This window comes from Helicobacter mustelae, from assembly GCF_900476215.1.
Taxonomy (GTDB): domain Bacteria; phylum Campylobacterota; class Campylobacteria; order Campylobacterales; family Helicobacteraceae; genus Helicobacter_H; species Helicobacter_H mustelae.
Genome location: NZ_LS483446.1, coordinates 1,402,891 through 1,421,630, shown reverse-complemented (window position 1 = coordinate 1,421,630; position 18,740 = coordinate 1,402,891). Strand labels below are relative to the sequence as shown.

Here is an 18,740-nt window from a genome sequence, read left to right as displayed (position 1 = left end):
ATTACATTTGGTAACTTGATTGCGATTCTTCCCCTATGTGCTGCTGGGTTTTTGCAATATCGCTTTGTATAATCTAGATATTTTGTCTGTTATTTTGGAGGCTCCATGGATTTTTCTTGGGTTCTTAGCTACTTGGATAAGCTGGATGATTTTCTCTACACCTATTACCTTGCAGTGCTTTTGGTAATCGCTGGGATTTTTTATAGTTTTCGTCTGGGGTTTGTCCAGGTTCGCTTGTTTGCAGAGAGCATCAGGGTGACATTCAAAAAAACCCACGCAGACCAAAAGAATGATGAGCATATAAGCCCCTTTCAGGCATTGATGATTTCTACTGCCTCTAGAGTAGGGATTGGGAATATCGCAGGGATCGCCTTTGCCATTACAGTGGGAGGTCAGGGAGCTGTGTTTTGGATGTGGGTGACTGCATTTTTTGGCGGAGCGAGTGCATTTGCAGAGAGCACTTTGGCCCAAGTGTACAAGACTCGCGATGGCAATGGATTCAAGGGGGGGCCCGCGTATTATATGAAAAAGGCATTGGGGATGCACTGGATGGGGGTTTTGTTTGCCATTGTTTTGATTCTCACCTATGCCTATGGTTTCAATGGCTTGCAGTCCTATACAATGACTTCGGCATTTGGAGTGTATTACAAAGCCCAGGGAGTGAGCTTTGCGCAAAGTGAATGGCCGCTTTATATTGGCGTGGTTTTAGCACTTTTTTCTGCATTGATGTTTTTTAGCAAAAGTCATTTCATTGGTAAGGTCAGTTCTTTTGTCGTTCCTTACATGGCATTCGCCTATATTTTGCTTGCCCTTATTGCTGTGGCACTAAATTTTGAAAAAATTCCAACAGTAATTCGTGATATTGTGGCTGATGCTTTTGATTTCAAGGCGATTTTTGGCGGATTTGCTGGGAGTGCGATTGTCATTGGGATTAAGCGCGGACTCTTTTCTAATGAGGCCGGCATGGGCTCTGCGCCTAATGCTGCTGCTGCTGCGCACACCAACCACCCTGTAAATCAAGGGCTTGTGCAGGCACTAAGTGTATTTATTGATGTGGTGGTGTGCTCTAGCTCGGCATTTTTGGTGTTGTTTTCTACTTCTTTTGTGGGTAAGGGTCAGGAGCTCACAGCCATCCCTTTAGTGCAAAGTGCGATGCAGGAGTATTTTGGCTCCATTGGTCTGTATTTTGTCACCGCTGCGATTGTGCTCTTTGCGCTGACTTCTTTGATTGGCAATTATTACTATGCGCAGGCAAATATCAAATATCTCACCAAGTCTAAATTGGTAATGCGAATTTTTCAGGCCAGTGCTGTTTTGATGGTTTTTGTAGGCGCTCAAATGAATTTGAGGCTTGCTTGGACTATCGCAGACATCTTGATGGCATTTATGGCGACATTGAATATCATAGCCATTTTGTTCTTGTCCAACATTGTGCATAAGGTGCTACGCGATTATTTGCAGCAGAAAAAACAGGGGATTGAGCCAAAATTCAGCGCCAAAAAAATGGGAATCAAGAACGCAGAATGCTGGGATTGAGGGGTTGTGAGAATCCAACTGTGAGGATTGTGAAAAGTCTGCTTGATGAGTCTAGGGATTTTTAAAAATTCAAACCTAGATTTATAAAAAGCCTTAGACAAAAAACTCAACTGCCAAAATAAGGGATAGGGCATGAAATGGATTCAAGCATTGCGTTAATAAAGATTATCCCGTTCTTTCTAAATCGCTCTCACATCTAGCCGCTTGCTCAAGGGTTGCACCCATTGCTCAATGCTAGAAAAAACATTTGTCAAAAGTCATGATTTCTGCCATCCTTCCCAAGACTCCCCTCTCTTTTTTTCTTGACACACAGCCCTTTATCTGCAATCTAGAATCAATTTGAAGGCATGCTCACGCATAAAATAAGGGATGATGGTCTGGATTTGTTTGGCTGCATGAGGGGATATGTCTGCACTAAAAACATAATAAGATCTCTCCAGCGGCTTAAAAATATCTAGCAATTGGTTGCGCAGATTTTTTTCGCGCTTAGGGGATATGGTAATCATGCAGTGCTTGATTTTTCTATAGCCATCATTGCGAAAAGAAAGATGAATGAGAAAAGAATCGCTAAACATCAGAGGGCGAGATTGATTGTGTAGGATTGTGGTTTTGAAAAGGAATTTTTTTGAACCGTAGGCGATGAAAAATGGCGCAGAAAAAAGAGAGAGAAGGGATAGCAGAAAGAAAAAGCTAGGAAAAAAGCGCCTCTTAAAAAGAGCAATTCCCACCAGTAAAAACAAAAGAGAAAATAGCACGCAAATGCCAAGAACAACAAGCATTGGAATATCGATATTATAAAGGGTGCTATAGATGGAATCAATCATGATTTTCTGCCATTTTTCTCCTCTATGCCACTAAATGCAAAGCGTCTTTTGAGTTCTTGTAGGATATTTTCTGGATGGATATTATAATAAGCAAGTGCTACAAAGATGTGATAAAACACATCCGCAGTCTCATAAATCATTTTTTCTTTTTCTTCATCTTTGATTTCGCAGACCAGCTCTCCCACTTCCTCGGTGATTTTTTTGCAAATGGTGTTGATGCCTTTTTGATAAAGTGAGGCAGTGTAAGAAGTGCTGCTGGAGGAAAATTTACGTTCTAGCAATATGTGATAAAGCGTATCGAGAATGGCATTTTCTTGGTTTGTGTGCGAGTTTTTTTGCGTATCACAATCTTTAAGAAGAGTTTCTTTTTTGTAAGCGCAATCTAGTGAGATTGTATTGTCTGCATCATTTTTTAGTTCTCTAAAAAAGCAGCTGCGCTCCCCTGTGTGGCAGGCGCTTCCCACTTGTTCTACACAGACAAGTAGGCTATCACGATCGCAATCCAGCTTGATATTTTTGATTTTTTGGAAGCACCCACTGCTTTCCCCCTTCTTCCAAATGCGATTTTTGGAGCGAGAGAAATAATGCATAAACCCTGTCTCTAGACTTAGACTTAGAGCTTCTTGATTAACAAATCCCAACATCAAAACTTCAAGGCTCTCATCATCTTGAATGATTGCGGGGATGAGGGGAGATTTTCTCCAATCTAGCTGAGTAATAAACTTTTGCATTAATGAGCGCTTGCTGCTTTTTTCTTGGAGTCTACCCAGAGATTGGGCACTGCACCTCCAGGCATTAAGAAGATCTGTGCATCTTTGTTTTCTTTGAGCGCCTCATTGAATTTGCCCTGTGTCTCGATTTCGCGCAATCGCAATAAGCGGTCATTGAGGCTTTCTGCAATAGCCTTATTGGCATTGGCATTGGCCTTGGCTTGGATGAGCACTGCATCTGCACTTCCTTGTGCTTTGATGCGATTGGACTGGGCTTCTCCCTTGGCAAGGGCTGCCATTTTTTCTGCTTCTTGCTTGCTTCTTTCTACCTCATAGCGTACGCGTTCAGCCTCTTGGCGTGCGATCTGTACTTTTTCAATCTGTTCCTTAATTTTTGGTGGTAAAACAATTTCTCGCAGCTGCACAGAACTCAACTCCACAGGATGATTTTCTCGCTTGGCAATATCATTGCGGATCCCCTCATCTATGAGTTTGGCAATCTCATTTCGCTTCGTGGGCAGATCTTCTGCGGGATAGCGTCCGATCACATTGCGCACAACATCACGCACGATGGGGTTGATGATGATTTGCTCCCACCCTTGTCCATAGGTGGCTAGCGTGAGAGAGGCATTTTGTGCATCGAGTTGGTATTGAACGGTGAGTTCAATGGATACAGTAAGCCCGCGAGAATCCATTACATTAATTGCCTCATTATGATAGATATTTTGGTTTTTTCCTAAAACCCCCATATTTTCAGTGCTAGAAAAATTAATCACCCGAACCTTTGTATCTACAATAATGATTTTTTGTATCAAGGGGATGAAAAATCGAATTCCTGGCTGTAGTGGAATTTTGTCATATTCCCCAGCAGTGACCTTGATTCCCACTTCACCAGAATTGATGACAACAAATGGGCGCAGGATAAAAAGCCCTGCAATGATGATGACTGCAGCGATGAGTAAGGTCATATTTTTGCTAAAAAATTGATTGTCAAGACCAGGTTTTTTGCCCTTTTGAGGCAGTTCATCCTTCATTTCATTGCCGCTGTTATTTTGTGTTTTTCTTTTGAGATGCTCGTTTAGATCAATTGGCATGATTGGCCCTCCTTAACGAATGTAGGTTAAATAGTGTTTGTATTTTGGATTTTTCCCCATGACAACATCAAAAAAATGACTCTGGAGTTTGGCGGTGAGTGCACCACGAGATCCGCTGCCAATCTCACGATAATCCAAAGAACGAATAGGTGTGATCTCTGCAGCAGTCCCTGTGAAAAATGCCTCATCTGCTATATAGACCTCATCTCGGGTGATGTGGCGCTGCAAAACCTCAATGCCCAAATCTTTTGCCAGTTCCATTACGGTTAATTGCGTGATGGATTCCAGGGAATTGTCATTTGGAGGGGTGATGAGTTTGCCATTTCGCACGATGAAGAAGCATTCTCCACTCCCCTCTGCGACAAATCCGTTATCATCCAACAATAAGGCCTCTTCAAATCCTGATTGCAGCGCTTCATATTTAGCCATTTGGGAATTCAAATAATTTCCTGCGATTTTTGCCTTTCCCATGATGGATTTAGTGCTGCTTCGAGTAAAGGAGCTTGTTTTGACTTGAATGCCTTTTTCTAGCCCTTCCTCTCCTAGGTATGCACCCCACTCCCATGCGGCAATAGCTACATTTACAGGGGCCTTGCGGTAGTCTATGCCCATCACTCCATAGCCCAGATAAATCAGAGGGCGGATATAGACATTTCCCTCATAGGTATTTGCGCGCAGCAGTTCAATCTGTGCATTTTCTAGCTCCTCTTGGGTGTAGGGGCATTTTATGGCAGTGATCTTGCAAGAATTTAATAATCTCTTGGTGTGGTCTTGTAGGCGAAAGATTGCCAATCCTTCTTCTGTGAGATAGGCTCTTGTTCCTTCAAATGCGGCATTCCCGTAATGCAGGGTGTGGCTCAATACATGTGTGGTTGCATCCTTCCACGTAACAAGCTTCCCATCTTTCCAAATATATTTTGCTTCTTTCATGAATATTTCCTATTTTGCTTTTTTTGTCTGCGAATTAGCAGATTTTTGTCTGCGCTCTTGGCTGTTTTTCTCTTCTCTGGGTTTCTTGCCCCTTGGCTCCTCTTTGCCCTCTCTCCCTTCTTTTTCTCCCTTGCCTCTTTTCTTCCTTTTCTTTCTTTTTTTGCCTTCTTTTTCTTCCCTGCTCTCTTTGCCTTGCTTTGTGATGTCTCTGTGCATTTTTTCAATATCCTCTTTGGAGAGTCCGATGGATTGTCCCTCCATCTGCATGCTTAAAAGCTTGAGGATGATTTGTGTGGAATCCAAATATTCTTTGAGGGATTCTAGAATCTCTAGAGCACTGTTGTGAATCTTGGTCTGTAGCACTTTGTTGACGAAGGTTTTGGGGCTTTGAGGCATGTGGGGAATTTCATAGATTTCTAGCTTGCTTCCCACATCTTCCTGGATTTTTTTGAGATCTTTGAATTCCAGGGGAGTGACAAAGGTAATGGCCTTGCCTTTTTTGCCCGCCCTCCCTGTGCGCCCGATGCGATGCACATAGACTTCGGAATTGGTGGGTATGTGATAATTGAACACATGGCTCACATCGCTGATGTCAAGCCCTCTGCTTGCCACATCTGTGGCCACAAGAATTTTGTAGTGACATTTTTTGAAATCCAAAATCGCTGCCCTGCGATCGCGCTGTTCCATATCCCCATGCAATGTCCCTGCCTTGTAGCCCCGCGCTTCCAAAAAATTATATAAGCCATCAGCTTCTTTTTTTGTGCGAGTAAAGATGATGCTTTTGTAGATGTTTTCTGTGTCTAGAATGCGCATCAAGGCCTCTTGGCGCTCGCCCTCGCCAATGACACAATAATATTGCGTGACATCCAAATTCGTCATGTTGGCAGTGGGTGTGATCTTGATGTGGATGGGATTGTGGAGAATTCTTTGCGCGAGTTTTTTGATGGCCTCTGGCATCGTGGCAGAAAATAGAAGCACTTGGATGTTATTTGGCAGATAATTGAAAATCTCTTCGATATCATCCAAAAATCCCATATCTAGCATCTCATCGCTCTCATCAAGAACTACAAAGCGCGGAGTGAAGTTATCGAGTCTGCCGCTTTTGAGATGATCTAGCAGACGCCCTGGGGTGGCGACCATGATCTGGGGATTTTTGGCTAGGAGTTCGCATTGGCGCTTGATGCTTTGCCCGCCATAAACACAAACAGTTTTGATGTTTTTGGGGCGACCAAGCTTGTAGATTTCATCGCTTACTTGCATAGTAAGCTCTCTTGTGGGTGTAATGATTAGTGCCTCGATGCTTTGATTGTGATGAAGCATCTCAAGGATGGGTAGGGTAAAGGCTGCAGTCTTTCCCGTGCCAGTTTGGGCCTGGGCGATGACATCTCTCTCTTGTAAAATCGCAGGGATGGCCTGCTCCTGTATAGGAGTGGGCATACGAAAACCCGCATCCAAAACCCCTTTGAGTACGGTTTTGGAAAGTCCGAGATTCTCAAAACCCTCCGCATCCAAAACCCCCGTCATATTGTTTTTTTTGTTATTTTTTGTCATAAGAGCACCTAAGGTTAATTTTACAAATCACATTCTTAAAGAAAAAACGAATTGATGATGCTTGGTATATACTATAAGTTGGCCTTAGCCGCTCTAATCTTTGGCAGCATTAAACATCTCGTTCATTCTGCATGGAATATCAAAGACGCAAAAAGTCAAAAGCCAAGCAATGATTTGTATTTTTGGGCTTATCTTTCTGCGGATTTGTCAAAGCCGCTGCGATAAGCAACAATTCAAACGTGACTGGCATTATAACAAAATTTAATGGACTTTTATGATGATTGCGTCCAAATGGGTGTCCCTCTGGGATTGGCAAGAGAGTGGGTGATTGAGCGCGGTAGAGTGTGAGGAGAATTGGCTGGGTTTGTTGGATTTAGCATTATGGAGGGGATTTTGTTTTTTGATAGCAGACCCCTAAAATGCAATGTGTGTGTAAAATTGACTTGAAATCCTCACACCCTGAGAACCCAAAAGCTTGCATCCCTGCCATTAAACCTCCTAACAAAGCCAATATTACTGTGGTTTGCAAGGATTTTTCCTGCCTTTGTTGATCCTCTTGTTTTACTGGTTTTTTTGCGATGTTTGTAGATCTTTGAAAACGTAGTTAAGACTTTTGCCGTGTAGAAAAAATTACAAAAATTGTAAATGAATTTTTTATTCACAAAATATCCATAAATAATTAATAATTATCATTTTTTCCACACTAAAATTGTAATAATTTTTGATATAAATTATTACTAAATAATACTTTTTTAAAAAAGTTAATACAAAGTATCAAGATTTTCATTATAATCACCCTGCAATTTTGCAATTTGCAATTTGCGTTCAAAACTTTAGAGAAAGGAACACAGATGAAACTAACACCTAAAGAACAAGAAAAATTCTTGTTGTATTATGCAGGAGAGGTGGCCAGAAAGCGTAAGGAAGAGGGCTTAAAGCTCAATCAACCCGAAGCGATTGCTTATATTAGTGCTCATATTATGGATGAAGCGCGCCGCGGCAAAAAAACTGTAGCCCAACTTATGGAAGAGTGCGTGCATTTCTTGAAAAAGGATGAGGTTATGCCAGGCGTAGGCAATATGGTACCCGATCTAGGAGTAGAAGCCAATTTCCCAGATGGCACAAAGCTTGTGACTGTGAATTGGCCAATTGAACCAGATGATTTCAAAGCAGGCGAGATTAAGTTTGCTTCTGACAAGGATATTGAACTCAATGCAGGAAAAGAGATTACAGAATTGAAAGTTACAAATAAGGGGCCTAAATCTTTGCACGTGGGAAGCCATTTCCATTTCTTTGAAGCTAACAGAGCTTTGGAATTTGATCGCGAAAAAGCATATGGAAAGCGCTTAGATATTCCTTCTGGAAATACACTGCGCATCGGTGCAGGGGAAACCAAGACAGTGCATCTCATTCCAATTGGTGGTAGCAAAAAAATTATCGGAATGAATGGACTTTTGAATGGTATCGCAGATGATCTACATAAACAAAAAGCTCTAGAAAAAGCAAAACATCACGGATTTATCAAGTAAGGAGATTCCCATGAAAATGAAAAGACAAGAATATGTTAATACTTATGGCCCCACAACTGGCGATAAAGTACGCCTTGGTGATACGGACCTTTGGGCAGAGGTGGAGCATGATTACACCGTCTATGGTGAAGAGCTCAAATTTGGTGCGGGTAAAACCATCCGCGAGGGTATGGGACAAAGTAATAGCCCAGATGAAAACACACTAGATTTGGTCATCACCAATGCCCTTATCATCGATTACACTGGGATTTACAAAGCAGATATTGGAATCAAAAATGGCAAGATCCATGGCATTGGAAAAGCGGGCAACAAGGATATGCAAGATGGCGTCACTCCTCATATGGTCGTTGGTGTAGGCACAGAAGCGCTTGCAGGAGAGGGTATGATCATCACTGCTGGTGGGATTGATAGCCATACACACTTCCTCTCTCCTCAACAATTCCCCACAGCCCTAGCCAATGGCGTTACAACCATGTTTGGTGGCGGTACAGGCCCTGTGGATGGTACAAATGCGACTACGATCACCCCAGGTGTGTGGAATTTGCATCGCATGCTGCGTGCTGCTGAAGAGTATGGGATGAATGTGGGCCTTCTGGGCAAAGGAAACAGCTCTAGCCGCGCTCAATTGGTAGAGCAAGTAAAAGCGGGTGCGATTGGATTTAAATTGCATGAAGACTGGGGTACAACACCAAGTGCAATCGATCACTGCCTTAGTGTAGCTGATGAGTATGATGTACAAGTTTGCATCCACACTGATACTGTAAATGAAGCAGGTTATGTAGATGACACACTCAGAGCGATGAATGGACGCGCGATCCATGCTTATCACATTGAGGGTGCAGGAGGAGGACACTCTCCTGATGTTATCACCATGGCTGGTGAAGTGAACATTCTCCCTTCTTCTACCACTCCTACTATTCCTTATACGATCAATACAGTTGCTGAGCACTTGGATATGCTCATGACTTGCCACCACTTGGATAAGCGCATCCGCGAGGATTTGCAATTCTCCCAAAGCCGCATCCGCCCTGGATCTATCGCAGCTGAGGATACGCTTCATGATATGGGTGTGATTGCAATGACTAGCTCTGACTCTCAAGCAATGGGGCGCGCAGGAGAGGTGATCCCTAGAACCTGGCAAACTGCTGACAAAAACAAAAAAGAATTTGGTCGCTTGACAGAAGAAAAGGGGGATAATGACAACTTCCGCATCAAGCGCTATATCTCTAAATACACCATCAACCCAGCCATCACTCATGGCGTGAGCGAATACATCGGCTCTGTAGAAGAGGGCAAAATCGCTGATTTGGTGGTTTGGAATCCTGCATTCTTTGGTGTAAAACCCAAAATCATCATCAAGGGCGGAATGGTGGTATTCTCTGAAATGGGTGACTCCAACGCTTCTGTGCCGACTCCGCAACCTGTTTATTACCGTGAAATGTTTGGACATCATGGAAAGGCGAAATTTGACACAAGCATCACTTTTGTCTCTAAAGTCGCTTACGAAAATGGCATCAAAGAAAAACTTGGCTTGGAAAGAAAGGTTTTGCCCGTCAAAAATTGCCGTAATGTCACCAAAAAAGATTTCAAATTCAATAACACCACAGCCAAAATCACTGTGAATCCTGAAACCTTTGAAGTTTTTGTAAATGGCAAACTCTGCACCTCCAAACCTGCTACTGAAGTAGCTTTGGCTAGCCGCTATACATTCTTCTAACCCCCCTTGTTTCTTTTGAGAGAGTCTCATATCCATCCCCCCTCTTCTCCTTAAATCCTCAAAGGAGGAGGGGGCTTTCATAAATTCCATACAAATCTCATAATGCTTTTCACATAGGCTCTTATACCCCCTCTCTAAATTTTCCACATTCCCCTCTGCAAATCCTAACAAATTCTCCATATAACTTCCATAAATTTACTATGAAGCTTCAATATTTATTAGGAATTATTCTAATTTTCTTCAGGGTTTTGAGTGCTATAAAATCTTTTTAAAATCTCTTTAGATTTCATATAAAACTTCAAAAGTTTTCACAATTTTTCACAAATCCACACATGAATTCACGAAAATCCCTGTGCAATCTCTCCAATGTTGTGGCCATGGTGATGTCAGGCATTTTTTGCGCGAGTGGGCGGGCCAGACTAGAGATTTTTCTATGGTATTCTCAGATTGCAAAAAGCGATTTGTTTGTGTTATGATTTCTGTGATATTTCATTGGGTTTAATCATCATGGAACATTTGTTGGGGAATATTTTTGAAAGTGCACCTTTTGTTGCGGCGTTTTTGGCGGGGATTTTGACTTTTATTAGCCCCTGCATTCTGCCATTGATTCCTGCGTATATGTCTTATATCTCTGGACAGAGTTTGCAAAATGTCAAAAATACGCATTCAGACTTCCTGCTGTTTTTGCAGGCCTGCTGCTTTGTGCTGGGTTTTGGTTTGGTGTTTGTATTGCTTGGTGCATCTATGGCAAAGATCATCCATGTCCTGGCTCCTGTATGGCTCAAACAAATCGCTGGGGGAATTGTGATTTTATTTGGTCTGCATTTCTTGGGGGTCCTGCGCTTTTCTTGGTTGTATAAGAGCAAGAATTATCAACTTGGCTCGCAGAAAAAATTCTCAAAATTTCTCTCTCCCTTCATTCTTGGGGTGAGTTTTTCGTTGGGTTGGACCCCTTGCATTGGCCCTATTTTCACAAGCATCGTGCTTCTCTCTAGTACGCAGCAAAATTATGGCCTCTTTCTCATGCTTGCCTATGTTTTTGGGCTTGGGGTACCATTTTTGCTGGTGGCTTTATTGATTCAAAAATCTTTCAGGCTGCTAGATCGCATGAAACGCTACTTTCGCGCGGTTGAGATTTGTTCAGGATTATTGCTGATCGCCCTTGGTGTGGGAATCATTGGGGATTGGCTAGATATTTTTGGAGGTATGTAATTGAGGATTTTGTTTTTCTTGTTTTTGTTAATGTTTGCTCATGCACAAAAAACTCCCCCTGAGCATCAATGCGATCATGGATATCAAAAGGGATCCAAAATGAAGAGGAAATTTTTGGATTCTTTGGAGGATAAAAAAACCCAGGGCTGCAAGAGGGAAATGCCCAGGGAATTGCCCTTGATAGAAAAGGATCTTGAGGTGCTAAAAAAATATTTGCACTAAAAATCTAGATAGATTTCATTCTGTCTTATTGCCTCATAGAGCACCACGCCTACGCTTGTGGCAAGATTGATGCTGCGGATGTTTTTTTGCATAGGGATTTTGTAGACCTGCTTGGCATATGTTTGCAAGATCCCTGAATCTATCCCGGCATCTTCCCTCCCAAAATACAAGAAACATTCCCTGCAAAAAGGTGCTTCATAATAAATTTTTTTGGCCTTTGTGCTGAGTAAAAAATGCTTATGGTCAAAGGGATGAGATTCCCAGAATTCCTGCAAATTTTTCCATTCCCTAAGATCAAGAACCCTCCAATAATCCATCCCTGCGCGTTTTAGCGCCTTTTCATCGATGGAAAAACCCAGAGGATGAATCAGATGAAGCCTTGCCCCTGCTGCCACGCATAATCTGCCGATATTTCCAGTATTTTGTGGAATTCTAGGCTCTATCAAAACAATATGAATCATTTCATTTTCCTAAAATAAAAAGCAATCCTATCGGATTTCTTTGTTCTGTGCAAGTGGGGGAGAAATTTTTTAAAATCTTTGAATTTTGATAAAATCCACGAAAAAAGAGGTGGATGTGCGAGCAGCAATTATTGGTTATGGATATTGGGGGCGCAATGTGGCAAGAGCGGTGCAAAATAGCACTATCTTTGAGCTGCATACGATTTTTGATCTCGATCTTGGGCAGAGAAGGGAGGCAAAAAAGCTCTATGATTTCAAGGAATATTTAAGCCTTGATTGCATTTTGGCAGATGAGGAGATTGAAGTGCTTTTCATCATTACTCCACCCCAGAGTCATTATGCCATCGCCAAAAATGCATTGCAGGCCAATAAGCATATTTTTGTGGAAAAACCCCTTTGCATGTGCTCTAAAGAAGCAGGAGAGCTCTATGATTTGGCTAGGGCAAAATCTTTGATTTTGCATTGTGATCATATTTTTTTGCATGCGCCTGCAGTGCGCTGGCTAAAGCAGCATATTTCTTTGCTTGGGAATATCGTCTATATCAATGCAAGGCGAATCAACCTCGGGCTATTCCAAAACAGCGTGGATGTGATCTGGGATTTGGCAATCCATGATCTAAGCATCATCGATTATTTGATTGGGTTAGAGATTAAAAATGCAGAGGTATTTGCGCGCAAGTATCAAAACTATCCCAATGATGCATTAGCAAATATCAATCTGGAGTTAGAAAGTGGAGTGATTGTGACCATCAATGTGTCCTGGCTAAGCCCCATAAAGGTCCGCGAGATGATTATAGGAGGGGAGGAGAAAAGCATTATTTATGATGAAACCAAAAGCGATAAAATCGCGCTATTTGACTCTGGGGTGGTGGTCAAGGATGAATTTGATACGCCAAGACTTTATCAAAAAATGGTGGAGTATAAAATCGGCTCTACAAGCTTTCCTAAAGTCACGGGAAAGTTGGCACTAGATACCTCAGTGGAGGAATTTGGCATAAAAATCCGCGCACGCGATCAAGGTCTGCTTGATGAAGAGCATGTGCTAAGAATTCTGCATGCATTAGAAAAAATCTCTGCCTCAAAAATTTGATTTTTTTAAATCTGCCTCAAAATCCTCAAGGGTTTTTAAAACCCCTGCACTCCTATTAATTCCCCAAACACAAATTCACTCCAGAGTTTGGGGAAATTTTCAAGCTTCCTGACTCCTTGAGATTCATCTCTGTAATCTCAGTCCTAAAAAATGCTCAAAAATCCATCAGAGTTTGAGACTCTATTACCCTAAAGCGCGCAATTTTTGCGCAAACTTCTATGCGCTTAGCTCCAAAGATCTAAAAGATTGTCTTCAAAAGAAAAAAGTGGTGGGATGTTTGGGGTGAGTGTGATTTGCTTCTGTGCAAAAAAATGCAATGTATCAAGATGTTTTTCTAAAAGATTTTTTACATTGGCAAAAGGCACATTGAGGTTTAGACCCACTCCCCCTTGGCTTTTGTACACCAGCCCGCTAATTGCACCCAAATTGGGATAGAGGGCATAGAATTCTAGGCTTTGCTGGGGCATTTTTTTGATTTGTAAAATATGATTTTTCCCATCCTGATCAATCACAAGCGAAGTGATGTTTTTTTGCAGGGACAAAAGCATGTTGCCAAAAAATAAGAATTCTTGTTTGCTAGGGGCATGGGCAAATTTTTCTACCAAAAAACTCTTCCATTCCTCATGGAATTTCTCTGGGTTTTTAAGCAATTCTTTGAGATCATTGATGCTAAATTTTAGAGGAGCATTTTGCAGGGATTCCAAAGCCTTGGGATAGAGCCAGAGATGGGAGAGTATGAGCGTGCCTGTGGGATTTTTTTGCAGAGTTGCGAGGTATTTGGCGCCAATCATGAGTTCTTTTTGGCTTTTGGTTTGGGTAATGAGATTGCCAATTTTGATTTGATAGAGATCCTTGCTTTGCTTTTGCAAGACATGAATCAACACGGGCAGGGTGTTATTAATTTCTTGGTGCTGAGAGAGCTTTTGGATGCTTTGAGATAGGGAGGCAATCTTTTGGATCATGGATGGGTTTGGAGGGTTTGTGCCACAAATTCTAGGATTTTATCAGCGATGTGAAATTTGGAGTTTAGCGGGATGGTTTTGGTGACATGAGAATTGATTAGTGTCATTTCATTATGGAGCGCACCAAAGCTATTTTGATGAGAAAGGATATTTAGACATACACAAAGGCATTGCTTTTCTATAAGCATTTTTTTTGCCGAATCTAGTGCGCTGCTAGGATCGCTCTCTGCCTTAAAGCCGATTTTTATGAGGTTTGGACTTTGGAGATTTTGCAAGATATCAAGATTCTTTTCACAGGCAATCCATAATTCCTCCTTGTCTTGCTTTTTGATTTTGCCAGGAACGGGGTTTTTTGGTTTGAAATCCGCAATGGCTGCTGCCATAAATAAAAAGCTCTCTTGGTGAGATTTTGTAAGCTCTTGTAGGGCTTGATGGTATTCCCTGGCGCTTTGTGCTTCTATGCAGAATATGCCCTGAGGCAGGGGAGTGGGGAATGCAGAACTTATAAAATGCACCTCTGCTCCATAAAAGAAAAGCCCAAGGCATAGTGCGCTTGCTTGTAGTCCACTGGAGTGATTGCTGATACAGCGCACAGAATCAATAGCCTCTTTGCTCCCTCCACCTGTGATAATCACTCTCTTGCCCTGCCAAAATTTACCCAAAGGAGAGGAGGTGCAAAATGCGCGAGCAAGATGGGAGAGGATTTCAAAATTTTCTGCCAATGCTCCATCTCCATGTGTGTCACAGGCAAGGAGACTTGTGCGAGTGGGGATGATGGTGTATCCCGATGCTTGAAGTTTTGCTAAATTGTCCTGCGTCTGTTTTGCATCAAGCATTTGGGTATTCATGGCAGGGGCGATGAGCTTTTTTGCGGGGGAGGCTAGGATTGTGGCTAGCAAAACATTATCAGCAATTCCTGATGCGATTTTTGCTATGGTGTTGGCACTTGCAGGGGCGATGAGGATGATGTCTGCCCATTTTGCATAGGCAATATGATTGCACTGGCTATCCCAAGATTCGCTATTTTCACAAAGCACAGTGGTATGTGTGAGTGCTTCAAAGCAAAGGGGGGTGAGAAATTTCTGAGCATCCGGGGTGAGGGTCACTTTGATGCTGGCTTGAGATTTTTTGAGTGTGCTAATGAGGTCTAAGATTTTATAAATTGCAATGGATGCGCTGGCACAAATGAGGATTTTCTTTCCTGCAAAAATTTCATGAAATTGCATCAGTCTTCATCCTCTGTGAAATATTGTTTGGCAGGATCGATGTATTTGTCGATGGATAGGATCACGCCGTTGCTGAGGTTTTGGAACAAAATATGATCCTTTTTTCTCTCATAATAAATCACCTGCCCGCTTTGCTGGAATCTCTGTACAAGCGCACCATCAGAATTAATCATCTTTCCCTTGCCATTGAAAATATCCCTTCCCATGATGATGTCATCAAATAAGTTCGCATAGGCCACCTTGCCAAAAAAACTTTTGCTTGCAGGCCATTTGGGCGCGCAGTCATTCATAAAGCAAATTTGATTTTTGGTAATGGCGATATTTCCAATATTTTTTCCAAGCTTGAAGAGTTCGACAAAAATATCTGTATGCTCTAATTTTTCATTGGTGCGAATGAGCGCATAGTCATAGTAATTAAAAAGCGGGCTTTTGATATACACGAGCTTGAAGTCTGGTGGCGTGGAAATGTCGATTCTGGGATTTTGTTTTTGCGTGCCAATGGGCTGATTAGTGAAGAATTTCTTGGTGGGGGTGCAAGCAGCAAAGAAAAGCATAAGGATAGTGCTTAGCGCAATACCCTTATATTGCAAGAGATTAGAAAAGGACATTATTTCTGCCGCCGCTTAGGGCTCGATACCAAATTCTTCCATCAAGTTTGAGCTCCATACTTACCTGGCATAAACCATCTTTATAAACTGTCTCTGTGATCTCTGCATTTCTGATGAGTGCCTGGACCTTGGTCTTTACCGTAGAGTTTTGTAAAATCATGTCTCTTACTGTATCTTGTGCATTCACGCGGATTCCATACATTTTTTCACCTAGCTGTCTATAGGCATCTACGATTGCCGCTCTCTTAGCAAGTGCTAGAGCTTGGGAGGGAGAAACCGTGGATTCAGGAGCTACTCCCATGCCCACAGCGCTTAGCTCAATGATGTTGTTTGGGGTGAGCATTGGGCTATTTGGGATGATGTCTGTCGCTTGCCCTGCATCGGGTGCTGGAGCCTCAAATCTAGTATCAGGCAGGGGGGTATCTGTAGATGGCTGTGGCAATGTGTTTCCTGCTACAAGATTGGGATTGTTAAATCCTGTGGGTGGATACATTGGTGATTGAATCGATCCTGGTTGATACACCGCAGAAGGAGGTACCAGACTGGTTTCATCATTTTTGCCAAACATATTGCAACCACTTAAAATAACCGCCCCGGCAAATAAGAGAGAATTGCTCAAAAATCTTCTTGTCAAAGTTTTCATAAAGATCCTTTAAAAAAAGTGTAGATGCAAAGTATCAAGCAAAATACATTCCAACTCTATATTTTTTGGATATTTTTGCAAATCAGATGATTCTCCAATAGGATGCGATCTCCAATTTTTAGGGATTTTTGGTCTTCTCTCAACAGAATCTGCAGAATGATGTCTTGCACCAAAACCTGTGCAATCCTTGTCTGGTTGACTGCATCTATCTGTAAAATCTCCCCGCAAAAGGCGCTGCTGTGATGAGAATTTTGCAAAAATACCTGCTGTGGTGATCCGCTTTTGGAGAATCGGCCATTTTCCAAAACAAATACCTCATCTGCCAAAAAAAACACTTCAGAGATATCGTGTGAAATCAAAAAAGTTGTAAGCGGAAAATGAGATAAAAGTTTTTTTAATTCTTGTTGGAGCAGGGTTTTGGAGTTTTGATCTAGACCGCTGAAGGGCTCATCAAGTAGCAAGATGCTAGGGTTGTGCAAAATTGCTCTGGCAAGTGCGACTTTTTGGGATTGTCCGCCGCTAAGATGCCTGGGGGATTTATCGCAGAGATGTTCTAGATTTAGCAGGGAGATAAGGGGATGAATGTGATCTTTGAGCGCTGGATCTAGGCCAAAGACAAGATTTTTGTATACATTGAGATGGGGGAAAAGGGAGGAGTCTTGGAAGACAAATCCGATTTTTCTCTTCCAAGTGGGGAGGTTGATTTTTTGGGATTTGTCAAAAAAAATCTGCTTTTCTTGTAAGATCCTGCCACTATCTGGGGTGGCTAGGCCTGAGAGCATCCGAAAAAAAGTGCTTTTGCCGCTGCCAGATTCTCCAAAAATCGCATGGAGTTTCTTGGGTGCAAAAGAGGCCCTGAGTTCCAGGGTGAATTTCCCACCTGCTCCATTGAGGGATTTTTTGAGATCGACTTCTATCATAAAATCCCCCGATTTTGGAATTTGTGATGGATAAAAATGACGATGAAAAGTAGAGCAAAGCTAGTGATGGTTAAAATCAGTGCATAATGATGAGCGGTGGAATAATTAAGCATTTCTGCCTGAGTGTAGATGGCAATACTTGCTACCCTGCTCACTCCTTTGATATCCCCTCCTAGCATGAGCACCACGCCAAATTCTCCGATAGTGTGGGCAAAGGTGGTGATGATTGCTAGTAAAATGCTTGAAATACTATTGGGCAACAAAACAAAAAATAGTGTAAAAATCCTACCCTTTCCCAGCGTGTAGCTTGCTTCTTTGAGGCTGGGGGGCAGTGAGGCAAGGGCATTTTTGATGGGATTTACCATGAAGGGCAGGGAAAAAATCACGCTGCCAATCACGATGCCAGGAAAGCTAAAAACAAGCCTGATGTGAAAGTGTTTTTCTAAAAATGCACCAAAAAAATAATTAGGAGAGAAGGCAATCAAGAGATAAAATCCCAAGACTGTGGGAGGCAGAACTAGGGGCATCCAGATGATGGTTTCAATGAGGAGTTTGAGCCTGTGAGATGTGAAGGCCAGATAATAGCCTAAAGCTATGCCAATGGGTAGAAGGATGATGGTGGTGTAGGTGGCAAGCTTTAGGCTAAGGAGCAGAGTTTGGATAAAATCTTTATCAAAATTCAATCATTTCTCTTGGGGTATGAGATATCCATATTTTTTAAAAGTTTGTTTAGACTGCAGGATAAAATCTGCAAAATCCCTGGTAAGAGGGCTATTTTTGCCAAAATTTGTAATGGCTAAGGACTGCTGTATAGGAGCATAGAGCTTGGGATCTACTTTGATGAAGCTTGTATGCCCATCTTTTGTATTAAGGAGTGATAATGCCCCAAATCCTACTTCGCAATCTCCATTCTCCACCCATTGATGAGCTTGGGATACAGAGGTGGCCTGGCGGATTTTATCATCTATCTCATTGCTGAGATTTTTTTTGTTTAGAGCTTCTTTTGCAGCCCTCCCATAGGGTGCGAGGTCAGGATTTGGTAGAGCAATGTTTTTGATTTTTTGATTTGTGAGAGATTGAAGATTGTGAATGGGGAGAGTTTTGCTCCAAAGCACGAGCACGCCTTGTGCATAGATCTTTGGCTTTTGAGTGAGATGTTCTTCAAAGAGTCTTTGTGGATAGAAGGTATCTGCAGAAACAAAAAGCGATACGGGGATCTGGTTTTTGAGTTGAGCAAAAGCCTTTCCTGATGACATGTAAGTAATATTGATTTGTTCCTTCTTGTGGTTTTTGAGATAGTTCTTCTTGATTTCTTCTAATACTTTTGAGAGATTTGCTGCAGCCAAGACATTGATGGTTTCTGCCAGGGAAATGCTGATGCACAGAAGAAAAAAAATAAAAACCCTTTTCATGGGAACTCTCCTTTTTGTGTAAAACGTGAGTATCAAAAAAGAGCTATTATAGTGATGTAAAACAAATGCGATCTCGCCCAGTGGGTAATTCTT

General features: G+C 42.0%; 20 protein-coding genes. 7 read left to right on the top strand and 13 right to left on the bottom strand.

The genetic code is table 11. The annotated features are described in order from the left end of the window. The first annotated feature begins 105 nt into the window (after positions 1 to 105). A complete protein-coding gene (locus tag DQN48_RS06875; protein WP_013023629.1) occupies positions 106 to 1,536 on the top strand; it encodes an alanine/glycine:cation symporter family protein in 1,431 nt (476 codons plus the stop codon). 317 nt (positions 1,537 to 1,853) lie between these two features. Here DQN48_RS06875 and DQN48_RS06870 read toward each other — a convergent pair whose 3' ends face one another. Genes DQN48_RS06870 through DQN48_RS06850 form a run of 5 tightly spaced genes read right to left on the bottom strand, consistent with a single transcriptional unit; the run spans position 1,854 to position 6,645 of the window. Then, positions 1,854 to 2,360 (bottom strand): DUF2393 domain-containing protein, encoded by a 507-nt coding sequence (locus tag DQN48_RS06870; protein WP_013023628.1) that lies wholly within the window; start codon positions 2,358 to 2,360, stop codon positions 1,854 to 1,856. Beyond that, a complete protein-coding gene (gene hisIE, locus DQN48_RS06865; protein ID WP_013023627.1) occupies positions 2,357 to 3,091 on the bottom strand; it encodes a bifunctional phosphoribosyl-AMP cyclohydrolase/phosphoribosyl-ATP diphosphatase HisIE in 735 nt (244 codons plus the stop codon). The genes DQN48_RS06870 and hisIE overlap by 4 nt, the downstream gene beginning before the upstream one ends. Then, on the bottom strand, positions 3,091 to 4,164 hold the full coding sequence (locus tag DQN48_RS06860) for a prohibitin family protein (protein ID WP_013023626.1): 1,074 nt from the start codon (positions 4,162 to 4,164) through the stop codon (positions 3,091 to 3,093). The genes hisIE and DQN48_RS06860 overlap by 1 nt, the downstream gene beginning before the upstream one ends. 12 nt (positions 4,165 to 4,176) lie before the next feature. Beyond that, positions 4,177 to 5,094, bottom strand: coding sequence for a branched-chain amino acid transaminase (locus tag DQN48_RS06855; RefSeq protein ID WP_013023625.1), 918 nt, complete (start codon positions 5,092 to 5,094; stop codon positions 4,177 to 4,179). A 9-nt stretch (positions 5,095 to 5,103) separates the two neighbouring features. Beyond that, a complete protein-coding gene (locus tag DQN48_RS06850) occupies positions 5,104 to 6,645 on the bottom strand; it encodes a DEAD/DEAH box helicase (RefSeq protein WP_013023624.1) in 1,542 nt (513 codons plus the stop codon). Positions 6,646 to 7,496: 851 nt separating this feature from the next. Here DQN48_RS06850 and ureA point away from each other — a divergent pair. The 5 genes from ureA (at position 7,497) to DQN48_RS07885 (ending at position 11,325) form a co-directional block, all read left to right on the top strand. Continuing rightward, complete coding sequence (gene ureA / locus DQN48_RS06840) at positions 7,497 to 8,174, top strand: urease subunit alpha (protein WP_013023623.1); 678 nt, start codon at positions 7,497 to 7,499, stop codon at positions 8,172 to 8,174. Between the two features lie 10 nt (positions 8,175 to 8,184). Further along, positions 8,185 to 9,891, top strand: coding sequence for an urease subunit beta (gene ureB, locus DQN48_RS06835; protein ID WP_013023622.1), 1,707 nt, complete (start codon positions 8,185 to 8,187; stop codon positions 9,889 to 9,891). A gap of 332 nt (positions 9,892 to 10,223) precedes the next feature. Beyond that, on the top strand, positions 10,224 to 10,367 hold the full coding sequence (locus DQN48_RS07730) for a hypothetical protein (RefSeq protein WP_170118063.1): 144 nt from the start codon (positions 10,224 to 10,226) through the stop codon (positions 10,365 to 10,367). A gap of 28 nt (positions 10,368 to 10,395) precedes the next feature. Then, on the top strand, positions 10,396 to 11,103 hold the full coding sequence (locus tag DQN48_RS06830; RefSeq protein ID WP_041913399.1) for a cytochrome c biogenesis protein CcdA: 708 nt from the start codon (positions 10,396 to 10,398) through the stop codon (positions 11,101 to 11,103). Positions 11,104 to 11,202: 99 nt separating this feature from the next. Beyond that, complete coding sequence (locus DQN48_RS07885; protein ID WP_258555285.1) at positions 11,203 to 11,325, top strand: hypothetical protein; 123 nt, start codon at positions 11,203 to 11,205, stop codon at positions 11,323 to 11,325. Here DQN48_RS07885 and DQN48_RS06820 read toward each other — a convergent pair. Beyond that, positions 11,322 to 11,786, bottom strand: coding sequence for a tRNA (cytidine(34)-2'-O)-methyltransferase (locus DQN48_RS06820; protein ID WP_013023619.1), 465 nt, complete (start codon positions 11,784 to 11,786; stop codon positions 11,322 to 11,324). The two genes, DQN48_RS07885 and DQN48_RS06820, sit on opposite strands and share 4 nt — an antisense overlap. An 85-nt stretch (positions 11,787 to 11,871) precedes the next feature. On the opposite strand from DQN48_RS06820, the gene DQN48_RS06815 reads away from it, so the two are divergent. Further along, positions 11,872 to 12,876 (top strand): Gfo/Idh/MocA family protein, encoded by a 1,005-nt coding sequence (locus DQN48_RS06815; RefSeq protein WP_013023618.1) that lies wholly within the window; start codon positions 11,872 to 11,874, stop codon positions 12,874 to 12,876. Positions 12,877 to 13,100: 224 nt separating this feature from the next. Here the strand turns inward: DQN48_RS06815 and DQN48_RS06810 are convergent, their stop codons facing one another. Genes DQN48_RS06810 through modA form a run of 7 tightly spaced genes read right to left on the bottom strand, consistent with a single transcriptional unit; the run spans position 13,101 to position 18,647 of the window. Then, on the bottom strand, positions 13,101 to 13,838 hold the full coding sequence (locus DQN48_RS06810) for a hypothetical protein (protein ID WP_013023617.1): 738 nt from the start codon (positions 13,836 to 13,838) through the stop codon (positions 13,101 to 13,103). Continuing rightward, positions 13,835 to 15,064, bottom strand: a complete 1,230-nt coding sequence (coaBC, locus tag DQN48_RS06805; protein WP_013023616.1) for a bifunctional phosphopantothenoylcysteine decarboxylase/phosphopantothenate--cysteine ligase CoaBC — start codon at positions 15,062 to 15,064, stop codon at positions 13,835 to 13,837. The genes DQN48_RS06810 and coaBC overlap by 4 nt, the downstream gene beginning before the upstream one ends. Next, positions 15,064 to 15,672, bottom strand: coding sequence for an HP0838 family lipoprotein (locus tag DQN48_RS06800; protein ID WP_013023615.1), 609 nt, complete (start codon positions 15,670 to 15,672; stop codon positions 15,064 to 15,066). Before DQN48_RS06800 ends, coaBC begins: the two co-directional genes overlap by 1 nt. Continuing rightward, positions 15,659 to 16,315: an LPP20 family lipoprotein gene (locus DQN48_RS06795; RefSeq protein ID WP_013023614.1), complete on the bottom strand. Its 657-nt coding sequence runs from the start codon at positions 16,313 to 16,315 to the stop codon at positions 15,659 to 15,661. The genes DQN48_RS06800 and DQN48_RS06795 overlap by 14 nt, the downstream gene beginning before the upstream one ends. A 56-nt stretch (positions 16,316 to 16,371) precedes the next feature. Continuing rightward, positions 16,372 to 17,235, bottom strand: coding sequence for an ATP-binding cassette domain-containing protein (locus tag DQN48_RS06790; protein ID WP_013023613.1), 864 nt, complete (start codon positions 17,233 to 17,235; stop codon positions 16,372 to 16,374). Then, a complete protein-coding gene (gene modB, locus DQN48_RS06785; RefSeq protein WP_013023612.1) occupies positions 17,232 to 17,918 on the bottom strand; it encodes a molybdate ABC transporter permease subunit in 687 nt (228 codons plus the stop codon). The genes DQN48_RS06790 and modB overlap by 4 nt, the downstream gene beginning before the upstream one ends. Further along, positions 17,919 to 18,647, bottom strand: a complete 729-nt coding sequence (modA, locus tag DQN48_RS06780; protein ID WP_013023611.1) for a molybdate ABC transporter substrate-binding protein — start codon at positions 18,645 to 18,647, stop codon at positions 17,919 to 17,921. Positions 18,648 to 18,740: the final 93 nt, after the last annotated feature.